26 protein-coding genes and 1 pseudogene are annotated in these 20,828 nt (G+C 37.4%); 1 reads left to right on the top strand and 26 read right to left on the bottom strand.

The window, feature by feature from the left end; all coding sequences use genetic code 11:
* Positions 1 to 34: 34 nt before the first annotated feature.
* The 4 genes and pseudogenes from GMJ66_RS13260 to GMJ66_RS13240 form a co-directional block, all read right to left on the bottom strand.
* On the bottom strand, positions 35 to 649 hold the full coding sequence (locus tag GMJ66_RS13260) for a serine/threonine protein kinase (protein WP_156290796.1): 615 nt from the start codon (positions 647 to 649) through the stop codon (positions 35 to 37).
* 88 nt (positions 650 to 737) lie between these two features.
* The gene (locus GMJ66_RS13255; protein ID WP_156290795.1) at positions 738 to 908 is read right to left on the bottom strand and encodes a hypothetical protein; all 171 of its coding nucleotides are present in this window, start codon (positions 906 to 908) and stop codon (positions 738 to 740) included.
* Positions 905 to 3,819: pseudogene (locus tag GMJ66_RS21210) on the bottom strand (phage tail spike protein). The gene GMJ66_RS13255 and the pseudogene GMJ66_RS21210 overlap by 4 nt, the downstream one beginning before the upstream one ends.
* Before the next feature lie 51 nt (positions 3,820 to 3,870).
* Positions 3,871 to 5,283 carry a distal tail protein Dit gene (locus GMJ66_RS13240; RefSeq protein ID WP_156290792.1) on the bottom strand — a complete coding sequence of 471 codons (1,413 nt, stop codon included), beginning with the start codon at positions 5,281 to 5,283 and terminating at the stop codon, positions 3,871 to 3,873.
* 73 nt (positions 5,284 to 5,356) lie between these two features.
* On the opposite strand from GMJ66_RS13240, the gene GMJ66_RS13235 reads away from it, so the two are divergent.
* On the top strand, positions 5,357 to 5,596 hold the full coding sequence (locus GMJ66_RS13235; protein ID WP_156290791.1) for a hypothetical protein: 240 nt from the start codon (positions 5,357 to 5,359) through the stop codon (positions 5,594 to 5,596).
* Here the strand turns inward: GMJ66_RS13235 and GMJ66_RS13230 are convergent.
* The 22 genes from GMJ66_RS13230 to GMJ66_RS13135 all read right to left on the bottom strand — a co-directional run bounded on the left by GMJ66_RS13230 (position 5,582) and on the right by GMJ66_RS13135 (position 20,804).
* Positions 5,582 to 5,746, bottom strand: coding sequence for a hypothetical protein (locus GMJ66_RS13230; RefSeq protein ID WP_156290790.1), 165 nt, complete (start codon positions 5,744 to 5,746; stop codon positions 5,582 to 5,584). The two genes, GMJ66_RS13235 and GMJ66_RS13230, sit on opposite strands and share 15 nt — an antisense overlap.
* Positions 5,747 to 5,763: 17 nt before the next feature.
* Positions 5,764 to 9,051, bottom strand: coding sequence for a phage tail tape measure protein (locus GMJ66_RS13225; protein ID WP_156290789.1), 3,288 nt, complete (start codon positions 9,049 to 9,051; stop codon positions 5,764 to 5,766).
* A gap of 12 nt (positions 9,052 to 9,063) precedes the next feature.
* Complete coding sequence (locus GMJ66_RS20925) at positions 9,064 to 9,192, bottom strand: hypothetical protein (RefSeq protein ID WP_269321881.1); 129 nt, start codon at positions 9,190 to 9,192, stop codon at positions 9,064 to 9,066.
* A 68-nt stretch (positions 9,193 to 9,260) separates the two neighbouring features.
* A complete protein-coding gene (gene gpG, locus GMJ66_RS13220; protein ID WP_156290788.1) occupies positions 9,261 to 9,575 on the bottom strand; it encodes a phage tail assembly chaperone G in 315 nt (104 codons plus the stop codon).
* Positions 9,576 to 9,592: 17 nt separating this feature from the next.
* Positions 9,593 to 10,165 (bottom strand): major tail protein, encoded by a 573-nt coding sequence (locus GMJ66_RS13215; protein WP_156290787.1) that lies wholly within the window; start codon positions 10,163 to 10,165, stop codon positions 9,593 to 9,595.
* Positions 10,166 to 10,507, bottom strand: a complete 342-nt coding sequence (locus GMJ66_RS13210) for a hypothetical protein (RefSeq protein ID WP_156290786.1) — start codon at positions 10,505 to 10,507, stop codon at positions 10,166 to 10,168.
* Positions 10,504 to 10,878: an HK97-gp10 family putative phage morphogenesis protein gene (locus GMJ66_RS13205; RefSeq protein WP_156290785.1), complete on the bottom strand. Its 375-nt coding sequence runs from the start codon at positions 10,876 to 10,878 to the stop codon at positions 10,504 to 10,506. Before GMJ66_RS13205 ends, GMJ66_RS13210 begins: the two co-directional genes overlap by 4 nt.
* The gene (locus tag GMJ66_RS13200) at positions 10,878 to 11,216 is read right to left on the bottom strand and encodes a phage head closure protein (protein WP_231514931.1); all 339 of its coding nucleotides are present in this window, start codon (positions 11,214 to 11,216) and stop codon (positions 10,878 to 10,880) included. Before GMJ66_RS13200 ends, GMJ66_RS13205 begins: the two co-directional genes overlap by 1 nt.
* A 50-nt stretch (positions 11,217 to 11,266) precedes the next feature.
* Positions 11,267 to 11,551: a hypothetical protein gene (locus GMJ66_RS13195; RefSeq protein WP_156290784.1), complete on the bottom strand. Its 285-nt coding sequence runs from the start codon at positions 11,549 to 11,551 to the stop codon at positions 11,267 to 11,269.
* 25 nt (positions 11,552 to 11,576) lie between these two features.
* Positions 11,577 to 11,885 (bottom strand): head-tail connector protein, encoded by a 309-nt coding sequence (locus tag GMJ66_RS13190; RefSeq protein ID WP_156290783.1) that lies wholly within the window; start codon positions 11,883 to 11,885, stop codon positions 11,577 to 11,579.
* 14 nt (positions 11,886 to 11,899) lie between these two features.
* Positions 11,900 to 12,076, bottom strand: a complete 177-nt coding sequence (locus tag GMJ66_RS20455; RefSeq protein WP_197046695.1) for a hypothetical protein — start codon at positions 12,074 to 12,076, stop codon at positions 11,900 to 11,902.
* 2 nt (positions 12,077 to 12,078) lie between these two features.
* A complete protein-coding gene (locus GMJ66_RS13185) occupies positions 12,079 to 12,405 on the bottom strand; it encodes a hypothetical protein (protein WP_156290782.1) in 327 nt (108 codons plus the stop codon).
* 1 nt (position 12,406) lies between these two features.
* Entirely contained in the window at positions 12,407 to 13,603 is a 1,197-nt protein-coding gene (locus GMJ66_RS13180; protein ID WP_156290781.1) for a phage major capsid protein, read from the bottom strand.
* A gap of 2 nt (positions 13,604 to 13,605) precedes the next feature.
* On the bottom strand, positions 13,606 to 14,328 hold the full coding sequence (locus tag GMJ66_RS13175; protein ID WP_331279684.1) for a head maturation protease, ClpP-related: 723 nt from the start codon (positions 14,326 to 14,328) through the stop codon (positions 13,606 to 13,608).
* 88 nt (positions 14,329 to 14,416) lie between these two features.
* Positions 14,417 to 15,634, bottom strand: a complete 1,218-nt coding sequence (locus tag GMJ66_RS13170) for a phage portal protein (RefSeq protein WP_156290780.1) — start codon at positions 15,632 to 15,634, stop codon at positions 14,417 to 14,419.
* Between the two features lie 62 nt (positions 15,635 to 15,696).
* Positions 15,697 to 15,975 carry a DUF6527 family protein gene (locus tag GMJ66_RS13165; protein ID WP_156290779.1) on the bottom strand — a complete coding sequence of 93 codons (279 nt, stop codon included), beginning with the start codon at positions 15,973 to 15,975 and terminating at the stop codon, positions 15,697 to 15,699.
* A gap of 13 nt (positions 15,976 to 15,988) precedes the next feature.
* Positions 15,989 to 17,785 (bottom strand): terminase large subunit, encoded by a 1,797-nt coding sequence (locus GMJ66_RS13160; RefSeq protein ID WP_407939234.1) that lies wholly within the window; start codon positions 17,783 to 17,785, stop codon positions 15,989 to 15,991.
* Entirely contained in the window at positions 17,751 to 18,068 is a 318-nt protein-coding gene (locus tag GMJ66_RS13155; protein WP_156290778.1) for a phage terminase small subunit P27 family, read from the bottom strand. The genes GMJ66_RS13160 and GMJ66_RS13155 overlap by 35 nt, the downstream gene beginning before the upstream one ends.
* Before the next feature lie 129 nt (positions 18,069 to 18,197).
* Positions 18,198 to 18,560, bottom strand: coding sequence for an HNH endonuclease (locus GMJ66_RS13150; protein ID WP_231514930.1), 363 nt, complete (start codon positions 18,558 to 18,560; stop codon positions 18,198 to 18,200).
* Complete coding sequence (locus GMJ66_RS13145; RefSeq protein ID WP_156290777.1) at positions 18,547 to 18,852, bottom strand: hypothetical protein; 306 nt, start codon at positions 18,850 to 18,852, stop codon at positions 18,547 to 18,549. Before GMJ66_RS13145 ends, GMJ66_RS13150 begins: the two co-directional genes overlap by 14 nt.
* Positions 18,849 to 19,394, bottom strand: a complete 546-nt coding sequence (locus tag GMJ66_RS13140) for a hypothetical protein (RefSeq protein WP_156290776.1) — start codon at positions 19,392 to 19,394, stop codon at positions 18,849 to 18,851. The genes GMJ66_RS13145 and GMJ66_RS13140 overlap by 4 nt, the downstream gene beginning before the upstream one ends.
* 72 nt (positions 19,395 to 19,466) lie before the next feature.
* The gene (locus GMJ66_RS13135; RefSeq protein WP_156290775.1) at positions 19,467 to 20,804 is read right to left on the bottom strand and encodes a PIN-like domain-containing protein; all 1,338 of its coding nucleotides are present in this window, start codon (positions 20,802 to 20,804) and stop codon (positions 19,467 to 19,469) included.
* Positions 20,805 to 20,828 lie beyond the last annotated feature (24 nt).

The raw sequence follows: 20,828 nt of genomic DNA, 5'->3' as shown, positions 1-20,828 counted from the left end.
GAAGACGGAAAAACTTAACACGCCCATTTGGTATTTATCGGCTATTTACAGCTTGATTAATATATTTTTCGAATTCGGAAAAACCGAGTTTATCGTGCCGACCATCATAGGTGCCACTAGTTCTGTTATAAATTGATGATTTAGAGAATATAACAAAGTTCCCTTTTGTATAGCGACTTATTAAACGGGCTTCTCCGGGTAAGGTTTCGCCATTATATTCACCTTCATCCCAGTAGCCACGATCAATATAATTTCCCGGTGAAAATTCAACTAATTCTTCACCTGGTACACTTAGTTCCCTATCACCATAAACCCCAGTATAGCTAATTTCTTTTGTCTCTAAATAAAAATATGACCAGTTAAGGTTTGGTGTTTTTCTAAAATGTAGTTGCGAAGGTTTTAAAAGATAAGCTGTATTATCTAGCTGTAAGTCAATCAAACCTTCTTCATAAGCTTCCCTAGCTCCTTCTAAATCCAATCCTCCGCTACCAGGCAAAAAAATGTGGTTATATGCATCATTTTTACCGATGAAGTCAAGGACACTTATAATGTCTTCTTTCTTTCCCCAGTCAGCTTTGTCTGGTATCCCTTTAGGAAACAATTCAGATATCATTCTTTGCCATTTATTTAATTGAACAGAATAATCCATTTTATCCCCTCCTACCTAATTCATTCGACAAAAGGAGATAATACCCTTCTTTTTACCTATAACTAATTTATTGTATAAAAAAATACACTTATTTGGCGCTTTCTTTCTTCAACTCCTCGACTTCCTTTTCTAACTCCTCCGCATATTTAACAATCGCTTGTTTCGCCGCTAACTCATTGGCTAATTGTAGCTCTAAGCTGGCAATCTTGTTTGCTAATGCTGTTTGTACATCGTTAAAATCGTAGTTTACTGGTTTCATGATACCATCCCTTCTAATTTTTCCACTCTTTCCAGTAATTGCTTCAACCCTTTAACAGTAAACGTATTTAAAGCATACTGTTCAATGGAATCTCCATTGCTTCCGTGTAAATAAACAGGCGCTTCATCTAACATTAATCCTAGTTGCTTATACGGATCATCTTCTTTACCAATCCTCTTGTACCTATAAGCGTTCATGTTTTTAATGGCACTTAAAACATCTTCTTCAAATACTTCTATGTCCGTTTTATCTTCCCTCGCAGAAGGAGTTTGATGCTCGCTTGCCATGATAGGTGCATAGGTGGTTGTCGTTCCTAATTCTGTGACATTCACCCTATATCCTGTTTTAGGTCTCAAAAATAAATTTGTTCCGGATCCAGTGTGATCAAAAGAGTTAGATTCTATATAACCACCTTCTGATCTAATATTTCCTGCAACTGTTAAAGGCTTGTATGAATAAAAACGTGGCCTATCAGTATCTAAGTGAAAAGATGTACTATTTTTTGCACCAAACTGTCCGTTTCCGTATGCGCTTATTACGCTAATTTGGGATAAAACATTTATGTCTACATCCCCTCTATCATTATAAATAACTAAGCCATCATCTTGTGTATGATTTATCCCGGAGTAGGAAGACCCATTTAATCTATGGAAAAACAAACGTCCTGGAGTTACCTGAGTACCTATTTCTAATCCTGCGGTTGTATCGTCAGTGACGTTGATCCCTAATTCATCTATAGCTGTCTTAATGTGACCTGTCGAATCTACTGATTGAAATTGGCCATCTTTAAGTGTGATAAGATTGTCAACATTACCTACTTCAACCGAACCATTAAACGTACCTGTAGCACCTTCTAAATTACCTGCGAAAGCAACATTTCCTGCAGCATCAACAACAAATTTTCCATTTGCCAGATTCATGGTTACACCAGAAATACTACCAGCTTTTACACTTCCTAGATCAGTACTTAACGCTGATAATTTTATTACGTTAAGAACATCAACTGTCATTTTTGCAGTATCCCAAGTGGTTCCATTCCATTTTTTAATAGCAATTACTTGACCTGATGAATTTGTTTGGAACCAAGTGCTATCTACTGCAGGGTTATCTGGCTCAGTAGGGCCCATGTATGCAATACCATCTTCTCCAGGTGGTCCTTGGATTCCTTGTGGCCCTTGTGGTCCTTGGTCGCCCTTTTCTCCCTTAACTTTATTCCAGGTGTAATCAGCAACATTGGCTGAATCCGTGGAATTAAAATCAACGTAAGTACCTATCCAGTCTCCAACGTCCTCACCACTGTTAGCCGTAAATGTAGTTCCACCGTCATTAGAATATTTAATATGGAGATAGCTTGTTCTACCGTCTGAACCGGTTTCACCTTTTACACCTTGATCACCTTTAATCAAAGACCAATTATATTCCGTGTTAGAAGTTGGCGCACTTGGTGTAGTTGTCGTTGCAACACCGATATATAACGCATTTGTCGGGTCTGTTGTCATGTTACTACCATCAGCGTTTTGGGAGTATCGAACCCATAAATAACTGGAAGTACCATCTTGTCCGTCTACACCGTCAAAATAGTCAACACCTTTTACAGGTGTATAACCATCCTCGCCTTTCGGACCACTTGGACCTTCTTTCCAAACTGTTCCATCCCAAACCTTCCAAACAACGTTATCCGGGTTCGAGTTATCAACCCATATAACCGTTTCATCTGATGGCGCAAAAGAACTAATCACCTTTTTCTTTTCGGCATATTGTTCTGTATAAAGCGTGCTACTTTCATATGCTGATTGGTCTTTATCGTCAATCGTTGTCTTGTTATAGGTGACTTCTAACAATTGTGTTTCGCTTATTTTTTTAGCGATTTCAGCCTGTAAAGAATTAAAAATAGCATGAACTTCATCCTCGGTAAACTCTTCATAGTCTCCTAACTCAACTTTCTTATTAGCTAGATTAACGATATCCCTATCCACCGTATGAATACGTGCTTCAAGATAAAGAGCTGGTTCATAGGATGTATCTTTGATTCGAATTGTGTCTCCAAAACGAATCTTTTTATTTCCCATTCCAGGCACGTACTCTAAATCTGCAATACCACCTTTATATTCAACAGAGGCATTGATGCGCTTTTCTAATTCGTTTTCGGTTAAGGAGCGCAATCTTTCTTCTGTCATATCTTGATCAGTTGATTGAGGTTCATACACTTCTACTAGATGTTGGCCATTACGCCCCCACCTTGCTAAAGCATCTAAATCCTCCACGAATACTTCTAATCGTGTCCCGTCTTCACGTTCAGGACCTAATCCACGTATGGCAGTAACGATATCTCCTGTTTTTTCAATACGTCTAAGGGTAATTAAATCTTTCCCAAGTCGACAGTTCTACCTCTCCACATTCCTACTTTTTCAACCATGTCCACATATCTACCAGTGATTGCATTCCCATCATGTTCAATAACAAAATCAAGTTCTAGTTCAAATTCGCTTGCGATTCGTTTGAGATATGCAAAAGGATTCGTATATGCATCAAATATAAGTGTTCTTACACCTTTAAAAGTAATATTCCTCGGCTGCCACTCTGTACCAGATAAAGCTGCCTGCGCATGATTTTCTGCACTAATTGCATCTGTAGTATGTGGAGCTATTAGCTTCGCTTTCTTCAATTCTAGATAACTAGCATTTGTATACACTTCTACATATTTTTCTATTCTGTCTGTGCCAGCTTCAAAGATAATAAATTCTCGAAACTCTCCATCTTCGCCCGGTATAATGATTCGGTTTCTCTTGGATAAATGCTGTGAAAATCGTTTATCGGCTAAAGTTTCAAAATTAAATGTTTCTAGATTATCCTGTAAGGACCTGCGATGTTTGTTTGACAGTATATTTCCAAAACTAATATGTCCTATCATTTTATCGTTTTGGCCATCTGCTATATGAATCATTGTCATTCTGTCACCCCCTTACTTGTAACGTTCGCGGTACTTAGCACTAGTGTTAAATGAATTGCTAGGTTGAACGCTAAGAGTGTTTTCGCCTTGTTTCAATTTAAAAAAGTCAGATCCAAGCGCGATATCTTCATAGTATTCTCCGTTTATAAGTACTTCGCTTGTAGAATGGTCTAACGTGATAATATCCCCAACATCAGCAATATATGGCACTCCATTAGGTTCTTGGTTAATCTTATTGACGTAGATATGATTCACCCTCATACTAGTTGGTTCTGCGCTTCTACGTCTAATTGCTACTTGAATTTGTGCGATTGGTGCTTGGTATTTATTCTCGTAATCAGTAAATTGGAACAATCTTGCGTGTTTATATTTGCCATCCTTAATGACCGCAAAATAAGCATTAAAGTTTTGCCCTTCCCTTGATATGCGCATAATTCCTCGGTAATCATACCAATCCGATGCTTTTGCCGGTTGTCCATATTGTTGATGCCGGTCAGCAGGATTACCCAATTGAAATTTAGCTTGCATATTTGCGACATCTTTCCAAGCATCCTCAATCCCTAATTTCGCTACGGTATTCTCGTTAGCATCTAAAAAATAAACCTCAATCATACCCATACCACCGGATAAGTTGAGGTTTTCCACATGTATTTGAGCGTTAAAATCCTGTAATGATTCCGTTAATGACGTTTTAACCGCAGGTCCATGCCACCCTGTTCCTGTCCCAAAATCAGAAGCATAAAAACCTTCTGTATCGGTTGCCATTGTTCCGGATATCGTTCCATTATCAACATACGTTGCATCTGTCCAGCCAACTAAACTGTTCATTGCGTCACTTAGAATACTTGTTTGTGGTTGATATGCGATATCATCTGCGGTAACCGGTCTTCCAATCATCATATATTCGTTGTTTTGATTTTGAATCATGGCAAAGGTGATTGGAGTAAGTACCTCTAATTCAAAAATCGGATCTGCATCGGCTGTGCCTTCGTTGGTTAGGGTTTCAATGTCTGATGTGAAGGTCGTAATTTGTTCTGGGCCGTATGAATAAGGATCTAAACATAAAAATTGAATGGTTCCTTGTCTTAACTCGGCAAACTTATCAAAATCATCCATGGTGTTTTGTACGATTGCAAAATATGTTCGACCTGGTTCATCGTCAAACTCCAATGGAACTGGCTCATCTGTAATCAACCAACTTGCTAATTCGTCTTTTAATTGCAAGGCGTGTTTGTCATCCTTTATTACGAATCCGACTGGCTGATTGATTGGCAACGGCTGTACGTCACTCGATTGCAAATGTACTCCCGGCATACCCGGTACCGTTAATAGATTACGTCTTACAGAAGCAAAAGGAGGTTTTGTTCTACCACGTAATAGATAAATCCAGTCTTTTTTGATTCCGTTAAATGTTAATGATTTCATAGATTTCCTCCTTTCTTAAAGGATAAAACCTCCCTCTTGTCGAATATTGGCTAATTGGAGGGGGGTGAGTATAATGACAAAAATAACAAAAGAAAAATTTAAAGAAATTATTGATAAGAATAAGGAAGAAACGAAAATCGAATTCTCGAATCTGCTTCAAAATATATACGACGAAAAACTTACAGTTCCTTTAGATGAATTCGCAACTAGAACTCTTCCGAGATTACTTAGTGCAACCCTTGTTATTTCAGAAGAACATAGTGAATCATTATTATTGGATGTTCTTAATGAATTAGACTTAATTGAAAAGTGATCTAGTCCGTTGTAGTTTATCAATTTCTTTTATCACAGTTTGAGCAACCGTTTTACCATCAATTTCAACGGAAGTGGACAGTTCCTTGTTCTCCAACAGTTCAAGGATTCCGTCCACTTTCTTTTCTAACTCTTTTATTCTCTGCTCCATTAATAACCCCCTCCTTTCTACGCAAAGCTATCCCTCACTTCCTTATCCCTTTCTTGAAATTCGGTGACATGCTCATACGTGTGCCTGCTTATTTCCCTTCCATCCATTTGATTAATAACCGTTGTATAGATAACAGCTTCGCCTTGTAGTTGTGCCGGATTATTCATACTACTAATAATCCTATCCACCTCACCAGACGGACTAATCCCATCCGCATAAGCTGGTAGTCGGTTCATGGCAGAAAGTATTTTGTTCGTTTCGTCATTGGTGAATACTTGGGTACCAGTCGGTAGATTTGCAACGCCAAAATCAAGTAATGACCATCTGCTGCCCATTTTCGCGAGTTCCGGACCTTCTTCCCCGACTAGGGCGGGACCGCCTGGGTGGTAATCTGTACCGCTGGCGTAAGAGTTAACAGCTAAGGAACCGGCTCTTAATTGCACTAATTTTGAGATAGGAGACCCTATATCAGTATTAAATCGGTTTAAGCTAGGTTCAGTACTAAGCCTAACCTCTTTATCAAAAACCGTTTCGCCAGCCAACGTATTAATTTCTTCTAATTCTCTTTGAGCATCTAATAACTTGTCCCGTTGCCTATCTAATTCACGATTCTGTTCCTGGTATTCAGCAGTGTTGATTTCTTGATTTCTCAGCTGTTCACCAAGTTTATCCTTAGCTTCATCAATCTTACGTAACTCTTCATCAATCTTCGCTAAACCTTCACCTTTTTCAGCAGTAATATTTGCTTGCTTTAGGATGAGTTGTTCATAATCATCTCTTAGTTTTTGAGTTTTTTCTATTTCCTTTTCTGTTTCCTCTAAATCCTCACGTTTTGTTGTTAATTTATCACGTAGCTTATCATAAACATCATCCAACTCATCCTTTTCGTACCCAATGGCTTCCACAATGGAATCTTGTTCCGCTTTCTCAAGTTCTAATAAAGCAAGTTTAGATTCTGCTTTCGTTAGCGCTTCTCCGTCTAGACCTTCCATATCTCTTTTTAACGCTTCAATTTCCTCGCTGATCTCTTTTTGCTTAATTTCTTCTATTTCGAGTTCGCGCATTTTATCTAGACGTTCATCTTGAGTATCATTAATCTGATCTCTTATATCTTTAATATCTGACTCTAAATTTTTCTGATCCTTTAATAATTGATTTTCGTTTTCCAACGCTTTTTCCAATTCCCGTTGGGCATCCATCAGCAATTCTTCGCGTTTTTCAGCGTTTAAGTCTTTTAATATGTTTAAATTGTCGATGTATGCATTTCCTTGGTCTGATATAGCAGATGTGACGTTTGGTGTGTTTTCAACAATGGTGTCATTTAAGCCGAGAAACTCGTCCATTTCCTCATTAGTAAGTCCTGACTTTTCAAGTAATCGTTCTTGTTCTTCTGTAAGAGCAGCAATCGTTTCTACTGAATTCGCTTCTTTCAACTCGTCCATGATGTCCATATATCGTAGCATTTCATCTGAAGTAAGTGTGTTTTTTCGATGTAACTCTTCAAAACGCGCGGTCAAATCATCCATTGCTGTGATTTCTTCATTCACGCTATTTATTAAGTCATAATTGACATCATGTAGATTTTCCGTGTCCTTTGTGGCTGTGTATATCCAATATGTTAATCCGGCCACACCTGCAGCAGCTAATCCGACAGGACCGCCAGAAGCACCCATAAGTCCGATTCGCCCTAATAGACCAGCTCCACCTGCTTTACCAAGCATTCCAGTTAAGCTACTACCTACACGCAATAAGCCACCTATAGATGTGGTAAGGTTTCCGGCGACCATAATAACGGGCCCAGCAGCTGCAGCTAATCCGGCCATAGTAACAATGTTCTTTTGCGCTCCCTCGTCTAGTTCACCAAACTTTCGAACTAACTCTGTTCCCCATTCGACTGCATCCGTTACAGCTGGAAGTAAGTGTTCGGATAGGGCAATTCCCGCACCTTCTAATGCAGATTGGAACTCTCTTATAGAACCCTTTGCGTTATCTTCCATGGTATCTGCCATATCACTCGCTGCGCCTTCTGAGTCCTGGAGTTCTTTTGTATAACTAGCTAATTCATCAGATCCACGGTCAATTAAAGCAGTCCAACCTGCTACAGATTCAGCACCAAATAAAGTTGATAGTGCAGCAGTTCGAGCTTCGGAACTCATACCTCCTAAGCCATCTTCTAATTCTCCGACAACTGCATCTAAATCCTTCATGTTACCATCTGCATCAAAGACTTTAATTCCTAATTCGTCGATTAAGTCAGCAGCTTCCCCTGTTGGGTCTGCTAAACGGAGGAAACCTTGACGTAACATACGCCCGGATTGTTCTCCTTGGATTCCGGCATCTGACATAAATCCTACAGCAGCAGAAACGCCTTCGATTTCTAATCCTAGTGCACTGGCCACAGGCGCAACTACAGACATTGCTCCGCCTAATTGTTCTACTGTGGTATTCGCACTGGATGCCCCTGCAGCTAACACGTCAGCTACCCTTCCCGCTTCCGCTGCTTCCATGCCAAAACCAGAAATGATATTGGAGGCAATATCTGCAGCCCGACCTAGGTCCATGTTAGATGATGCAGCTAAATCTAATAGACCTGGCATGGTGTCCAGGATCTCATTAACTTCAAACCCAGCCATCGCTAGATATGACATTCCATCTGCTGCCTCAGTCGCACTGAAACGTGTGGTAGAACCCATTTCTTTAGCTTGCTCTTCCAAGTCTTCCAAGTCGCTACCAGTTGCCCCGGAGATAGCTTGTACCTGACTCATTCCTTCTTCAAAGTTCATCCCTGCAGATAATGCAGCTGCACCTAATCCAACAATAGGGAGAGTGACTCTTGTTGTTAAACCTCTTCCGACTGTTGACATCTGATTTCCTACGGTCTGCATTTTCCGACCTGCATCATCCATGTTTCGACTTAACACAAGCCACGGATTGGTTTGCCTTTCAATCTCTTCCGTTATGCCTTTTAAAGCATTTTCTGTCTTATTCATTTCGGAAACTGCTTTATTGTAAGCTATTTGTGCTTCTTGAGTTTCTTTGGAGTTTTCGTTAGTAGCTTTTCGGCTTTCATCATATCTTCGTTTTAATTCTGCAACTTTTGCTTGTTGCAATTCTAACGTACGATTTAATACGTCTGATTTCGCTCGAAGTTCATCTACACCACGAGCAAAGCCCGTTCCAGAAGAGGTGACGGCTTTTTGCTCTTGTTTTAAGCTTTTTAGTTGTCGATTTACACCTTCCATAGATTGCTGGAATTGAGCACTATCCAGCGATATGCGAGTACGTAACGCCCCTATTTCTGCCATATGTCCACCTCCCTAGAACAGACGTATTTCATCGATATACACCATCTCTGTTTCTTCGTTGTATAAACTAAAATAAAAATGGATGTCCATCTCGTCGATTTGACCGAGTGTCCATCCATCTTTTAATCTTTCTTTGTACATTTTTTTCGTCTTTTTTAGCATTTCTTTTGCGTTTTTAATAAGGGAAGCACGGACCTCTTTTGGATCCGTTACTTCCCCTCTTCGTTTCCCTCTTCATTTTCTTTTTTTAATTCTGGTTCTTTTCCAGTTCGGACATAGATAAATACATTTAAGATAGTGCTGATTAATTTGTGGGAAGGGATGCCATCATAGAATTCATCCACTGTGAATTGATTATCGAACACATTACAAACAAACCCTGCTAACTCATCCACATCGTCCAAAGATAGATTCGAGTAATCAATCTCTTGATCATACTCCATCAACTTACGAAATTGTCTAGCTGATACAAAAGAAGTCGTATAAATTTTTGTTTCACCGTTTAATTTCAATTCAAGTTTCAAATTAAGCTACCTCCTTATTAAACTGTTGGTGTTACTTCATATGGGGCATTAAACCAATTATCTATAATAGTTGTATCTGTTAAATCAGAGTCATCTTCATCAACTTGTGCTCCAAATTGATTGTCCGAATTCCGACGCAAAAACCGCCCGTTGATAGTAGGTGTTTGGAAGGCTGGAGTTTCTTGTTTGGTTTCATAATTATTTTCTGGCGGTGTAAATTTCCCTTTATAAAGGACCGTGTAACGGTAAGCGCCGTTCGCTTTTTCAGCTCTGAACATTAAAGCGAGATAAGGAGGTCTATCATCCTCGCTATCAATTAAAACACCTTCAGAATTAATAGTTTTCCCTAAAACATCTGCTTGTACTTCTTTCGATAAATCATCTGTATTTACAACAACATTGGTTACGCCTCTGGATTCTGCAGTTTCAGCCACACCGTCATCCGCACGTAAATCGGCTGTGTTATATTGCGGCTGTACGTTTGCAGTAATGGCTTTCCCCAATCTCTTTGGTGTTTCATAAGTCGTTCCTGTTTCATCATCAGTTAATAATTTTGCATAATAAATATCTTTCAATCCAACTGTTGGCATTTAAATTTCCTCCTCATTTTTGGAAATAAAATAAAAACGAAGCACTTTGTGATACAGTTTGGTATCATCCTCAAAGAGCTCCGTTTCATGATTCTTTTTAAAATCTGCTTGTTTCATTAAATCTTTTACCTGTTTTACTAGACTTAAATAATTTCCGGATGAAAATATATCCACTTGAATATAGTGAACACTGTTTTGCTCTTCATCATCCGCTTCTACTCCTGCACCCTGGTCAAACTCAAAAAAACGTATATAAGTTGATTCGCTTCCTGTATAATTCTGATAAGCAACTGGCACGCCTGTGGGATTAAGTGTGTTTATGATAAGGCTGTTTAAATTCATGATAATCCCAGCCTTTTACGTAAACTGGTAGCCATTGCTTGTTCTATTTGGAATCGACTCCGATTAAAGGCGGGTGCCATGAAAGGTCTGGCAGACATTTTAGATGTGCCATATTCTAGGAAGTAACCATAATACGCAGGGCCTTGTTGATCCACATAAACATAGATATCATCTTTCTCAATGTCAGAAATGTTTATATTATCCCTTAGCGTACCTCCGCCTTGAGATCTAACAGGTGCTAACTTCTTAGTTTCCTTTTGCACAACCTCAGCACCTTTTAAAAGTGCTTCATTCTTTGATTCATTCATTCCGGTTTCCATCTTTTGCATTTCTTGAATCAATTCTTCCATGCCTTCGAATTCCACTCGCATTACGTCACCGCCTTGCAAATAACGGTCATCGTTTCGTTTAATCCGTCATCATTTTCAATGGATTCAATATCATGCGCTTTCCCTTTCCATACGACCTGTAAATTCTCAGGACGTTGATCTTCATCTAATTTCCGTTGATAACGAATCGTAAACTCACGATTATGCTGCATATTGTTTTGTGCAGCAGCGTAAAAGGTGCTGCCTTTTAATGTTTTCAATTTTGCCCAGGCTTTTGTATAAGGAATCGGTTCCGTAATCGCAAAACCGTCTGCATCGGTACCGCCTGCAGGTTGTTGAAAAATCACTCGCTGGTTTAATTCTCCTGGATTAATACTCATGTCATCACCTAAATTCTAAGGGCGGCTACAGTTACTGAAGTTACCTCCGACTAGGAAACAGAGGTTCTTCTTTCGTCGTTGTTAAACCGTTCGGTAGAAAACGGACCGAGCAATTTTTCTTCTCCAGCTCCAACATCTATATTTAAATCATGATTAAATCCTTGATTGCATTTCGCTACAGATGTCACTGTTACTGTTATAGTTGCTGTTCCTCCATTTTTAACACTGAAAATAACATCTCCATTATTAAAAAACGTATCTCCCGCAATGTCGGCACTTGAAAAAACAGGAGATACACCACTTTTGGATATTTTCTGAACCGATAAATCAGCCATATAATATCAGCCCTTTCATATTTAATTACAATTCTTCATCAAGCGGAATCTCTTCTGCCTTTAACTGAAGAATAATTCTTTCCAAACTATAATTTAAGTTTGAAGTTATAGTTCCAACTACTTGAGGTCTGCGCTCTTCATAAAAATTGGCCACCAATAATTTGATGGCCATCCCGTAACGATGGGTATCTTGATTTTTAATTCCAGACCCAGCTAAATCTTCCGCAGCGACCTCAATTAGTTCATCAAGAAAGGCTAATTCTTCCGCATCTTCTTGAACAATATCCTCAATTTTTAAATATTTAGCCACTTCCATATTGGTTGGTAATGCCATTGCAATTACCTCCCTTATTTTTTAATTATTCCAAGGTCACGTAAAACAGCTAAAATTTGATTTTGTTTGGTAGCAATGTCAGCAGTTGCTGCTGTGGCAGGGTCAACATGGTCTGCAATTGCAGGTCCTTGTTTTCCATCTGCAGTAATCTTACTACCAGAAGTTAAATGAACATCATTTAAATATGGCATGTTTACTCCTCCTCTTTTTCTAGGATAATAGTTTCAATGTGTTCTAAAACACCTTTTCTATTTTGGCCTTTAATTTCCTGCCGCTTTAGTTCTTCAAGTTCTTCCCTTTTTGCTTCAGAAGTAATAGCTTCTTTAATTTCGGCCACGTTACCATTTAAAATGGAGGATGATTGTTCACCATCCTCCTGTTCTTGTACACCTGTATTTTCGAGGATTCCCGCTTTTAGCAGACGCTTAATTTTCCCTTGATCTTCTGATTCAAATGTAGAATCAACTGCATAGAATTTATCTTTTCCCGACTCTTTAAACGCTCTTTTTACCTTAAACATATTAGATTACCTCCGCAATACGGAACGCTGAATCTAGGGAGCGTTTTTGATCGTACCATGCAGTAAGAACAAATAAGTAATCACCAGAATTAACATCTTTGTCCGTATCATAAGTCATTGCATCATAGTTGATTCGGAAGTAGTTAAAGTCACCGATAATAGGCTTAGTAGCACCATCAGCAAATGTTACTGGTTTTCCAAGAACTTGTTCAGGTTGTGCTTGGTATAAGGAACCCGCCCCATTTGAAAGTGTTTCGATAATGTCCATATAGTCAGCATATCGCATAACAATTCTTGCATTATCGCGAAAATCTTCATGTAAATCAGCGATAGCGCCTTTAATTGCTTTATATAAGCTTCCGCCTGCTGCTGAATCAGAAGTAATGGTCGTGATATTACCGTTATAGAAGGACATATGCTCCAAACCAACAGTTGGTGTAGCTGCTAGTGCATCTTTTTTCTCTTTAGACGCAAGCCCAGATCGCAATGCATTGTCCACATAATTAACAAGTTCAATATCTGATCCATGAATGATAGTATCTGATATTTTTGCTTTAACTTTAAACTTATTCCGTCCAAAAGTAACAACATCTCCAGTCAAAGCCAACTCTTTTGCTACTTGCGTATCATCAATAAACGCATCATCATTGAGAGTATAAGAGATTTTAGGTAATTCAAGGCCCTTGATGTTTGAAGTAGCAACAACTTCCCTTAATTGGTTACGAGCAAATGGTTCATGTACCAATTCATTTTGCAAGTTAGTAGGTAAGAATTTATCCCCGCCTGTTGTATTACCGCCAGGAAGTGCATAAATTTGTTTTACATCATCTGACAATGGTTTTCCTTGAATCGAAGCTCTAATAAACTCCGCTTTCGCTTTAACCGTTTTTTGTTCTTGAGTAAGGCCATCAAACGATTGCCCTTTCTTCTCAAATTTTTCTTTTTGTTCAGCTTCTAGTTGATCATGCTGTTTTTGAATAACATCAAAACGCATTTTTAAATCATCACGGGACTTTTGAAGGTTTTGAATGTCCTCGGTTGATTTAGTAGTATCAATTGCCGCAGCAGCTAATTCATTTTCCGTTTTCTGTAATTGCTGACCAACAGTGGCCATGTTTTGCTTTAATTCGTAAAGAGTTTTATCCCCGAAAAATTGAAGTTTCATTGTTAATTTGTTTACTTTGTATTGGTTGTTCATTTTTACATTCCTCCTAAAATATCACTAATATAGTTGGCATTTAATTTCGCTTCTTCAGCGATTTTTTGACGTTGTTTCATTTCTTCTTCAGAAATAGTTGGTTTTTCTTCCTGCTGTTCCATTAATTGTTTTGGTACATTTTTGTATTTAGCAAATAGTTCTTCACTAATTAATGCAGCGACATTATTTGCCTCTTCCACCACATCACAAAGACCGTATTGAAAAGCTTCTTCCGCAGACAACCAAGTTTCTGCATCGAGCATTTCTCTAAGTTTTTCCTCTTCAAGCTTATCTCCTGCTTTTGCTAAATAATCAAGAATAGCAGACTCTCCGATTCGGTCTAATTCATCAGCTTTTTTGCGTAATTCAACGGCATTGCCCATCGTGAAGGTCCATGGATTATGAATCATTAGCATAGAATTTTCATACATTCTAACCTCATCTGCAGCCATAATAATTACACTTGCAATTGAGGCAGCTAACGCATCTACATGCGCTATTACTCTAGCACTATGACGTTTTAGTTGATTCCCTATTGCAAGACCTTCAAAAACGCTGCCCCCTGGTGAATTAACATATAGATTAATAGTCTCAACATCACCCAAAGCAGAAAGTTCTTCTTGAAATACCTTTGCTGACTTTTCGCCAAACTCTTCCCAAGCGTATTTCGTAATTTCCCCATAAATAAAAATGTCTCCTGACTTTCCATCAGCAGACATCTTCATATCCCAAAACTTTTTCTTTTGCTTATTTCCAAAGAATTGGAGCTTTGTTTTAAGTTTTTTATGCACTCTTTTCCTCACCACCTTTCAGTTACTCTTCATTGTTTGAACTGTTATTGCTAGATTTTCTTTCGCTTGGATCCATGTCAATAGGGTATAAGTCACCCGATACCCAGAGTTTAGAAGCGTTGCCTCCTTCTGGTGGCAATTCCTCCCACATTCTTACTTCGTCCTGTTTATAAATACCGGAGCGAATACCTTTTGAATATGCATCCATTTGAGTGGCGGTATCAGCTCTTAACAACGCTTTAACATTAAATTTAAAATAAAAACCAGCTTTTCTTTCAGCTGGTGTAAGTAGTTTTCTATTAAATTCTTGTTCATATTGCCTTACAATCGGCATTAATGTAAGATCTACATACATTCTCATTAATTGTTCATTACTGGAATAGCTTTGACCTTCTGTATCATTCAGCATGGTTACAGGCATGTTATAAACATTAGCTACACGTGAGCGAGTAATTCGCTCTGTCATAAACGTATCAGCTGCAACATATTTTCTTTCTAGTTCATCAATTTCGACCCCTGGCTCTTGAAATAGAATTCCGCCATTATCCTTATAAAAACGTTTAAAGTCATCGATTACACGCTGTCTTTTTTCAGCATCAACGTTAGCAGCATATTTTAAGATAAAAGAGTTTGGAGCTGATTGCATTTCCTTCAAGCTAAATTCTCGAACTGCCTTATCAAAGTCATTAGCGTTTGATAATACTTTTATTGGATTAATACCTTTTAAACTGTTAGAACCAACAATATGTTTAACATGCAGCATCTCCACATTGTGGACATAATAACGTTTCCCATCTTCTCCTAAGATTTCATACCACAATTCTCTTGTGTTATTTTCTATAATTGGGACAACGTAATCTGGATTAATCATCGTTAACCTGGAAGGTTGCAACCTTATATCTCTTTCAATCAAAGCATAAGCATTCCCTTTTTCATTCCGGGAAGTTTCCATGTTACGAATAAATTCAAATCCAGTCATGTTTGGATTAGGTTCGTTTATTAACACGTCAGAAGCGTTATTATGAGTCACCTCATAGTTCTTATAAAGTTTGAATGGTAATGTAGCCATGCTGTTCGAAAGCCTTGTAACGGCACTAAAAATCGTTTCATTCGTTGCTAAGGTGGAATTGTCAGTACCAAAAAAGGTTTTTCCCGCCCAAGACGAAAAATCATAGGTTACCCCCTTCCATGCCATATAAGCTCCAAATGCAGCGCTTTTCACTCGTTGGAAAAATTTCATTTACTCACCTGCCTTTCACAGCGCCACGTAACCCTGTGGCTGGGAGATAGTGGATCACCTCCTTAAAAATCTGCATCCCAATCTTTTTCATCTTTAAGCGGAACTACCTTTGCTGCTAATTCATGGTGACAATCGTTTAAATATTGAATTTCACCATTTCTTATGAAACTATGACAGATGTAATCAACACCTTTATATGGCATTGTAACTTTTAGAGAAGGCGATACTGTTGGTTTATCAAAATCATCATTAAACTGCCATGCATTATTAAATGCATGATTCCTTTTACAACCTTCGCAATAGAACATGTATCTTTCATCATCTGTTTTTATGATTTTCATTCAATTCACCATCCTACTTCATCAAATCAGCCATACTAACAACTCCGATATCACCATCACCGGATGGAACAACCAATTTCTCCATAACCTTTGTATGAGCGTTTAATAAAGCTGCAAAACCATCAATTTTACGATAACGTCCTGCCTTCGTAGGCATTTTGTTATTGTTTCGGTCCTTTACAAGCTCTACATTGTTGATGTACCAGCGCAACAATGAATTTTCGTTGAATATAACTTTTCCATCAAGAAACATATGCTTCAAATCATCTAATGCAGGACCAAGTGTTACAAAACCCTGTCTTACTACTTGAGTGTTATATCCCTTTTCTTCTAATGATTTATTAAGACGGAAAGCCTTCGCAGGGTCATAAGTGATAATATCAACGTTATATTTCTGCGCTTGTTCTTCAATCCAATTTTCCACATGTTCTTCATTGATATAATCCTCATCTACAATCGTTAGGTATCCTGCTTCTTCCCATTCTAAATAAGGAATTTTTTCATTGTTTTCGATTACCTTTTTCCTCGGAATCCACGAATGAGAGAGAACAAAAACTTCACCTGTCGATAAAGGAAATTCAATACAAGCACTAGTGAAGTCCTCAGAATCGGATAAGTCATAACCGGCTACACCCTCAGTACCTATTAATTCTTTGATATCCAAATGTTTATCGTTTTTCTTTAGTGTTTTAAAATCGATAAAAGGAACCTTACTACCGTTAGCAAAAATATTAAACTGTTTCGTAATGAAGTCAGAACGTTCTTCTGGAGTCCGTTTATCTTTTTCCCAGTCATCCATCAAAACATCTAAATCAAGGGAAACGCCCATATTCGGATTAGCTTTAATCCACATTTCAGGCTGTTCGAACTCTTTTTCATCATCCAGTTCAGCTAAAAAATAAAAAGTACGCTCATCCTCAATTGCTCCATCAAGGACTTGGGAACCATCATCATAATATTTAACAAGTGGTCCATCTAACTGATATCCAGCTGTAGTGATATAAAGTATTAATGGCTGCTTCCTAGATCCACGAGATTTCTTAATAACGTTAATTAATTTATAGTCTTTAAACTCGTGAATTTCGTCAAAAACACCTAAATGCGTGTTCAAACCATCCAGTTTTTCACTATCGGATGCCCTTGGCTCAATCTTAGAAATGGTCTTATCAAATGCTATATAATCACGAGTTGGTCTAAATTGTTTTCTCAGCTTAGGTGATTTTTTAACCATCGCCTTCGCTTCATCGAAAATAATGCCTGCCTGTTGTTTCGTGTTAGCTAACAAGAAGACATCCGCACCGTTTTCGCCATCTTTACTGAAAGAATAAAGAGAAAGACCAGAAATTAGAGTTGATTTACCATTTTTTCGACCAATAAAAATAAGGCCTTCACGAAAGCGCCTTATACCTGTATCCTTATGAACCCATCCATAAAGCGAACCAATTACAAAGTGCTGCCAAGGCTGGGCTACTAATTGTTTAAAATCACCTTTTGATGGCTTGCAAAATTTCTCAATAAAACGAACTGGCCTGTGAGCTTGTTCCTCAACAAATACCCAAGGAAAATCTTCTGTTCCTTGTCGTTTTAAATCTTTAAGATGCCTTTTGGCTGATTGGATATTCTTTTTACTAGCAACAATATTACCCTTTACTAATTGTTCTGCATACCACGTTGTTAGTAATTTATCTGAGGGTTTCTCAAGAATGTTTCCCTTTTTGACCTGCTCTTTTTTCCAAGTAATAAAACTAAAACTCTGATTTACTTTTTTTATGTTCTTAGAAATTGTCGAAGTCGCTGTCGTCATCGCCATCAACTACTTTCTTTCGCTGTGCAGGAGTCAGGCCGAGGGACTTCAACAGGTTATTTAAGGTTTGCACGGTTTTTGCTAATTCCACCACAAGAGGGTTTTTAGTGAGGTTCGTTGCCCCTGCTTTGTTAGTGTACTCGTACATCAGATCTTGTTTAGAAATTTCTTTCTTCAGCTTTCGATAGAACCGATGAGTTTCAACATAAAGAGTAATCAATTCTTCATCCGATTCTTTATAGCTATCTCCTAGATATTCTCTTAATTTATCTGCAGTTGGCACGGCCATTAACATTACCTCCTCTCTTGTGATTTTTTCGCGTTACCCCCCTTTCATGAAATTTTTTCCGCGGTGAAAGCGAAGGTCCGAGGCGCTCTGGGGTCAAAAAATGCCCCAGTTTTTCGGGGTGGGGGGCTATCACCAGGCGTTCTCTGGATTCTGATTGACTTCAAAAACTTTGATTTTGTTTGAAATCTTTTTCTTTTTCTTCTTTCCGAAACCTTTTTCTGGATGAAATTCATTGTGACAATCGAAGCAAACACTTATTAGGTTGTCCTCATCTAGTGCTCTGCTTGGGTCATCCTTCAGATGAATAATATGATGAACGGTATCAGCTGGTACTGGTTCCCCATCCCCCAGGCAATTTTGGCATAGGTACCCGTCTCTTTCTAGGATAGTACCCCTGCATTTTTCCCACGGATGACTTTTATAAAATGCATCTCTCATTTCTTTCGTAAGCCTGGTATCTTTTGTCCAGGTCTTTATATCAATGAGTTTCACTTGTACCAGCTTCCATCTTAGCTTTTAACGTTTGATTCATCATTTGCATTTTCCGTTTTAGTTTAAGCAATCTGTTCCGCTGTTTTATTTTTAGGGATGGCTTTTTCTGTAGGGCTTTAATTTCCTGCTGTACTTTTTTCATAGTGTCATTTAAATAATAGGACGTGTATTTTTCTCCACAGTGTGGGCATTCGATGTAGTGTCTTTCGACATTGCCGGATAATTTTTCTATTTTTAATCCGGAGATAGTAAATTCTTGTTGGCAACCGTTGTTGCAGTAGATTTTGTTCATTCCGTCCACCCACAATCTTCACAAACTAATTTAATTCCTTTGACGTTATCGCCTAAAGATTGGAGTTTGGTCCTTTCGCTCCCACACTTATGACACATAGTATGCATTTCATCAACCACAACTGTTTGAGGTTTATATCCACCTAACTTATGTTTTTTCTTAAACACCTCATATTGCTTATTAATATCTGAATCGCTTTTTAATAATTTAACAGGAACTCCGAACATTGAAGATATTTTACTTTCAATTGATTCCAACTCTTTCAAAGCAGCAGTAGCTTTCTTCGCTTCACGTTGGATTGCTTTGAGGCCTTTAATTGCATCGGATACATCTGCGGTAATTATTAATGTTCCTGCACTTATTGTTTTGTCTTTGCCGGATGAGTAATCTACACCGCCTTTAAACATTAAATGCGTTCCACACTGATTACATGTCCTTCCATCTTTTCTTGGGTCAGCTGGATCAACTACATAATCCTTGTCACACGGAAAGCAGTAGTAGATTAAAGCTTCTTTACCTTCGCTCGACTTCTTGTCAGCCATGATTATCGCTCCTTTTATTATTCAAAAATAAAAAAAAGCATTCTAAACAGAATGCAAAACTATAGAAAACTCTTAATTATCTTCATTATTATATTTTTTATTATATTCTTTTGGTGGTTTTATCCTTTTTTTTAATAATTTATTTTTAGATGCATTATGATACATTTTTCCATTATAATATCCCAATTCTTTCTCAATCTTTCTTTTCTCAATAATTAAGGAATATACCTTCCGTTGCAATTTTTCAATTTGAAGATTATAATCATCTTTCTCGTATGGATTTAAAGACAAGTTATTTAATTCAAAGTTTAAAGTGCTTAGCTGCTCACTATAATCATGTATTTGTTCTTCTATCAAATTTAGTTGTGTTAGATTATCTTTATATTTCTCCTTGTCCTTGTAATAATTCATTTTACTTATCTCAATTAAACTTTTTGTTATTGGTAATTCTTCTTTTGTTTCATTTTCATATAAATTATATATATGAGAAGCTATTTGCTCTTTTAATTTCGAATAATCATGTACTTCTTTTATAGCACTTTCTTTTACTTCTCTAGCTAAAATATCTTTAGCATTCTTCAAAAATGATTCTGTACTATACATAAGAAAATCATTATTTGTTTCTTTCATAAATTCGTTTATAAGTTCTTCTCTTGGCCCTTTTAATTGTCCTTTTTCTATTTTCCACCAATCTTTCTTTCTATCATCTGTAACGAATATAATTGGTTCATTATCGTCTTTTGCTTTATCGATAATTTGTTTCCAAAGTATTAAATCCCCATATTCACTCTTTATTTTAGTATCTTTGTACATTTTATATTGACCTTTTTTATCTTCTAAGTCTTCATATCCTGGAGGGAATTCATTACTATATCTTTCTTTCCCTTCTTGGTATATCGTATCTAGTTGGTCTTTTTCATAAGCGGGACCAATACGGTCACTATATATTTCTATAAAATTAGAAAGAATAACATCATGCTCACTAAAATCCACATTATCTTTATTTCCTTCTTCAATTTCATTTTTTAAAGAATTGAAAAATTCCTCTATTTTATTTTTTATAGATTCAAGTTCAATCTTTCTAAAAGGCTTCTTAATGACGTTGATTTTTTCGTCTATATGCTTAACGGATAATTCTTTTGATTCCTTAATTGCTTTAACTTGATTTTTAAAGTTTTCTTCTTGTTCTTGTATTTTTGTGGATCTATTTAATAAATATTCAATTGCAACCTGGTGAGGTATCCAAGTTCTCATAGATTTTATAACGCTAAAAAATTCATCTCTTGTTGAATCTGAATACTTATACAAATTTAATAAGATGTTTGTATCCACAATTATTAGTGCATTATCCCAAATGTTTTTTACATCATCTTTATTTTTAGGTAAATACATTTTAAGAAATTTATCCATTGGACTGACACTCCCTTTATCTAT

The organism is Oceanobacillus salinisoli, assembly GCF_009733865.1.
Lineage (GTDB): Bacteria > Bacillota > Bacilli > Bacillales > Amphibacillaceae > Oceanobacillus > Oceanobacillus salinisoli.
Note: the sequence above shows the minus strand (reverse complement) of the source record. Positions and strands in the feature narration are given on the sequence as shown.

What these genes read in the sequence shown, in the direction of transcription:
- GMJ66_RS13160 (WP_407939234.1), bottom strand. Translation starts at nt 17,785, where the DNA reads ATGGCGATGACGACAGCGACTTCGACAATTTCTAAGAACATAAAAAAA.
- GMJ66_RS13255 (WP_156290795.1), bottom strand. Translation starts at nt 908, where the DNA reads ATGAAACCAGTAAACTACGATTTTAACGATGTACAAACAGCATTAGCA.
- GMJ66_RS20925 (WP_269321881.1), bottom strand. Translation starts at nt 9,192, where the DNA reads ATGTACAAAGAAAGATTAAAAGATGGATGGACACTCGGTCAAATCGAC.
- GMJ66_RS13185 (WP_156290782.1), bottom strand. Translation starts at nt 12,405, where the DNA reads ATGTTTAAGGTAAAAAGAGCGTTTAAAGAGTCGGGAAAAGATAAATTC.
- GMJ66_RS13200 (WP_231514931.1), bottom strand. Translation starts at nt 11,216, where the DNA reads ATGAGTATTAATCCAGGAGAATTAAACCAGCGAGTGATTTTTCAACAA.
- GMJ66_RS13145 (WP_156290777.1), bottom strand. Translation starts at nt 18,852, where the DNA reads ATGAACAAAATCTACTGCAACAACGGTTGCCAACAAGAATTTACTATC.
- GMJ66_RS20455 (WP_197046695.1), bottom strand. Translation starts at nt 12,076, where the DNA reads ATGCCATATTTAAATGATGTTCATTTAACTTCTGGTAGTAAGATTACT.
- GMJ66_RS13140 (WP_156290776.1), bottom strand. Translation starts at nt 19,394, where the DNA reads ATGGCTGACAAGAAGTCGAGCGAAGGTAAAGAAGCTTTAATCTACTAC.
- GMJ66_RS13240 (WP_156290792.1), bottom strand. Translation starts at nt 5,283, where the DNA reads ATGAAATCATTAACATTTAACGGAATCAAAAAAGACTGGATTTATCTA.
- GMJ66_RS13235 (WP_156290791.1), top strand. Translation starts at nt 5,357, where the DNA reads ATGACAAAAATAACAAAAGAAAAATTTAAAGAAATTATTGATAAGAAT.
- GMJ66_RS13195 (WP_156290784.1), bottom strand. Translation starts at nt 11,551, where the DNA reads ATGGCTGATTTATCGGTTCAGAAAATATCCAAAAGTGGTGTATCTCCT.
- GMJ66_RS13230 (WP_156290790.1), bottom strand. Translation starts at nt 5,746, where the DNA reads ATGGAGCAGAGAATAAAAGAGTTAGAAAAGAAAGTGGACGGAATCCTT.
- GMJ66_RS13210 (WP_156290786.1), bottom strand. Translation starts at nt 10,507, where the DNA reads ATGAATTTAAACAGCCTTATCATAAACACACTTAATCCCACAGGCGTG.
- GMJ66_RS13205 (WP_156290785.1), bottom strand. Translation starts at nt 10,878, where the DNA reads ATGCGAGTGGAATTCGAAGGCATGGAAGAATTGATTCAAGAAATGCAA.
- GMJ66_RS13260 (WP_156290796.1), bottom strand. Translation starts at nt 649, where the DNA reads ATGGATTATTCTGTTCAATTAAATAAATGGCAAAGAATGATATCTGAA.
- GMJ66_RS13215 (WP_156290787.1), bottom strand. Translation starts at nt 10,165, where the DNA reads ATGCCAACAGTTGGATTGAAAGATATTTATTATGCAAAATTATTAACT.
- GMJ66_RS13165 (WP_156290779.1), bottom strand. Translation starts at nt 15,975, where the DNA reads ATGAAAATCATAAAAACAGATGATGAAAGATACATGTTCTATTGCGAA.
- GMJ66_RS13135 (WP_156290775.1), bottom strand. Translation starts at nt 20,804, where the DNA reads ATGGATAAATTTCTTAAAATGTATTTACCTAAAAATAAAGATGATGTA.
- GMJ66_RS13170 (WP_156290780.1), bottom strand. Translation starts at nt 15,634, where the DNA reads ATGAAATTTTTCCAACGAGTGAAAAGCGCTGCATTTGGAGCTTATATG.
- GMJ66_RS13190 (WP_156290783.1), bottom strand. Translation starts at nt 11,885, where the DNA reads ATGGCATTACCAACCAATATGGAAGTGGCTAAATATTTAAAAATTGAG.
- GMJ66_RS13225 (WP_156290789.1), bottom strand. Translation starts at nt 9,051, where the DNA reads ATGGCAGAAATAGGGGCGTTACGTACTCGCATATCGCTGGATAGTGCT.
- GMJ66_RS13180 (WP_156290781.1), bottom strand. Translation starts at nt 13,603, where the DNA reads ATGAACAACCAATACAAAGTAAACAAATTAACAATGAAACTTCAATTT.
- GMJ66_RS13155 (WP_156290778.1), bottom strand. Translation starts at nt 18,068, where the DNA reads ATGGCCGTGCCAACTGCAGATAAATTAAGAGAATATCTAGGAGATAGC.
- GMJ66_RS13175 (WP_331279684.1), bottom strand. Translation starts at nt 14,328, where the DNA reads ATGAAGATGTCTGCTGATGGAAAGTCAGGAGACATTTTTATTTATGGG.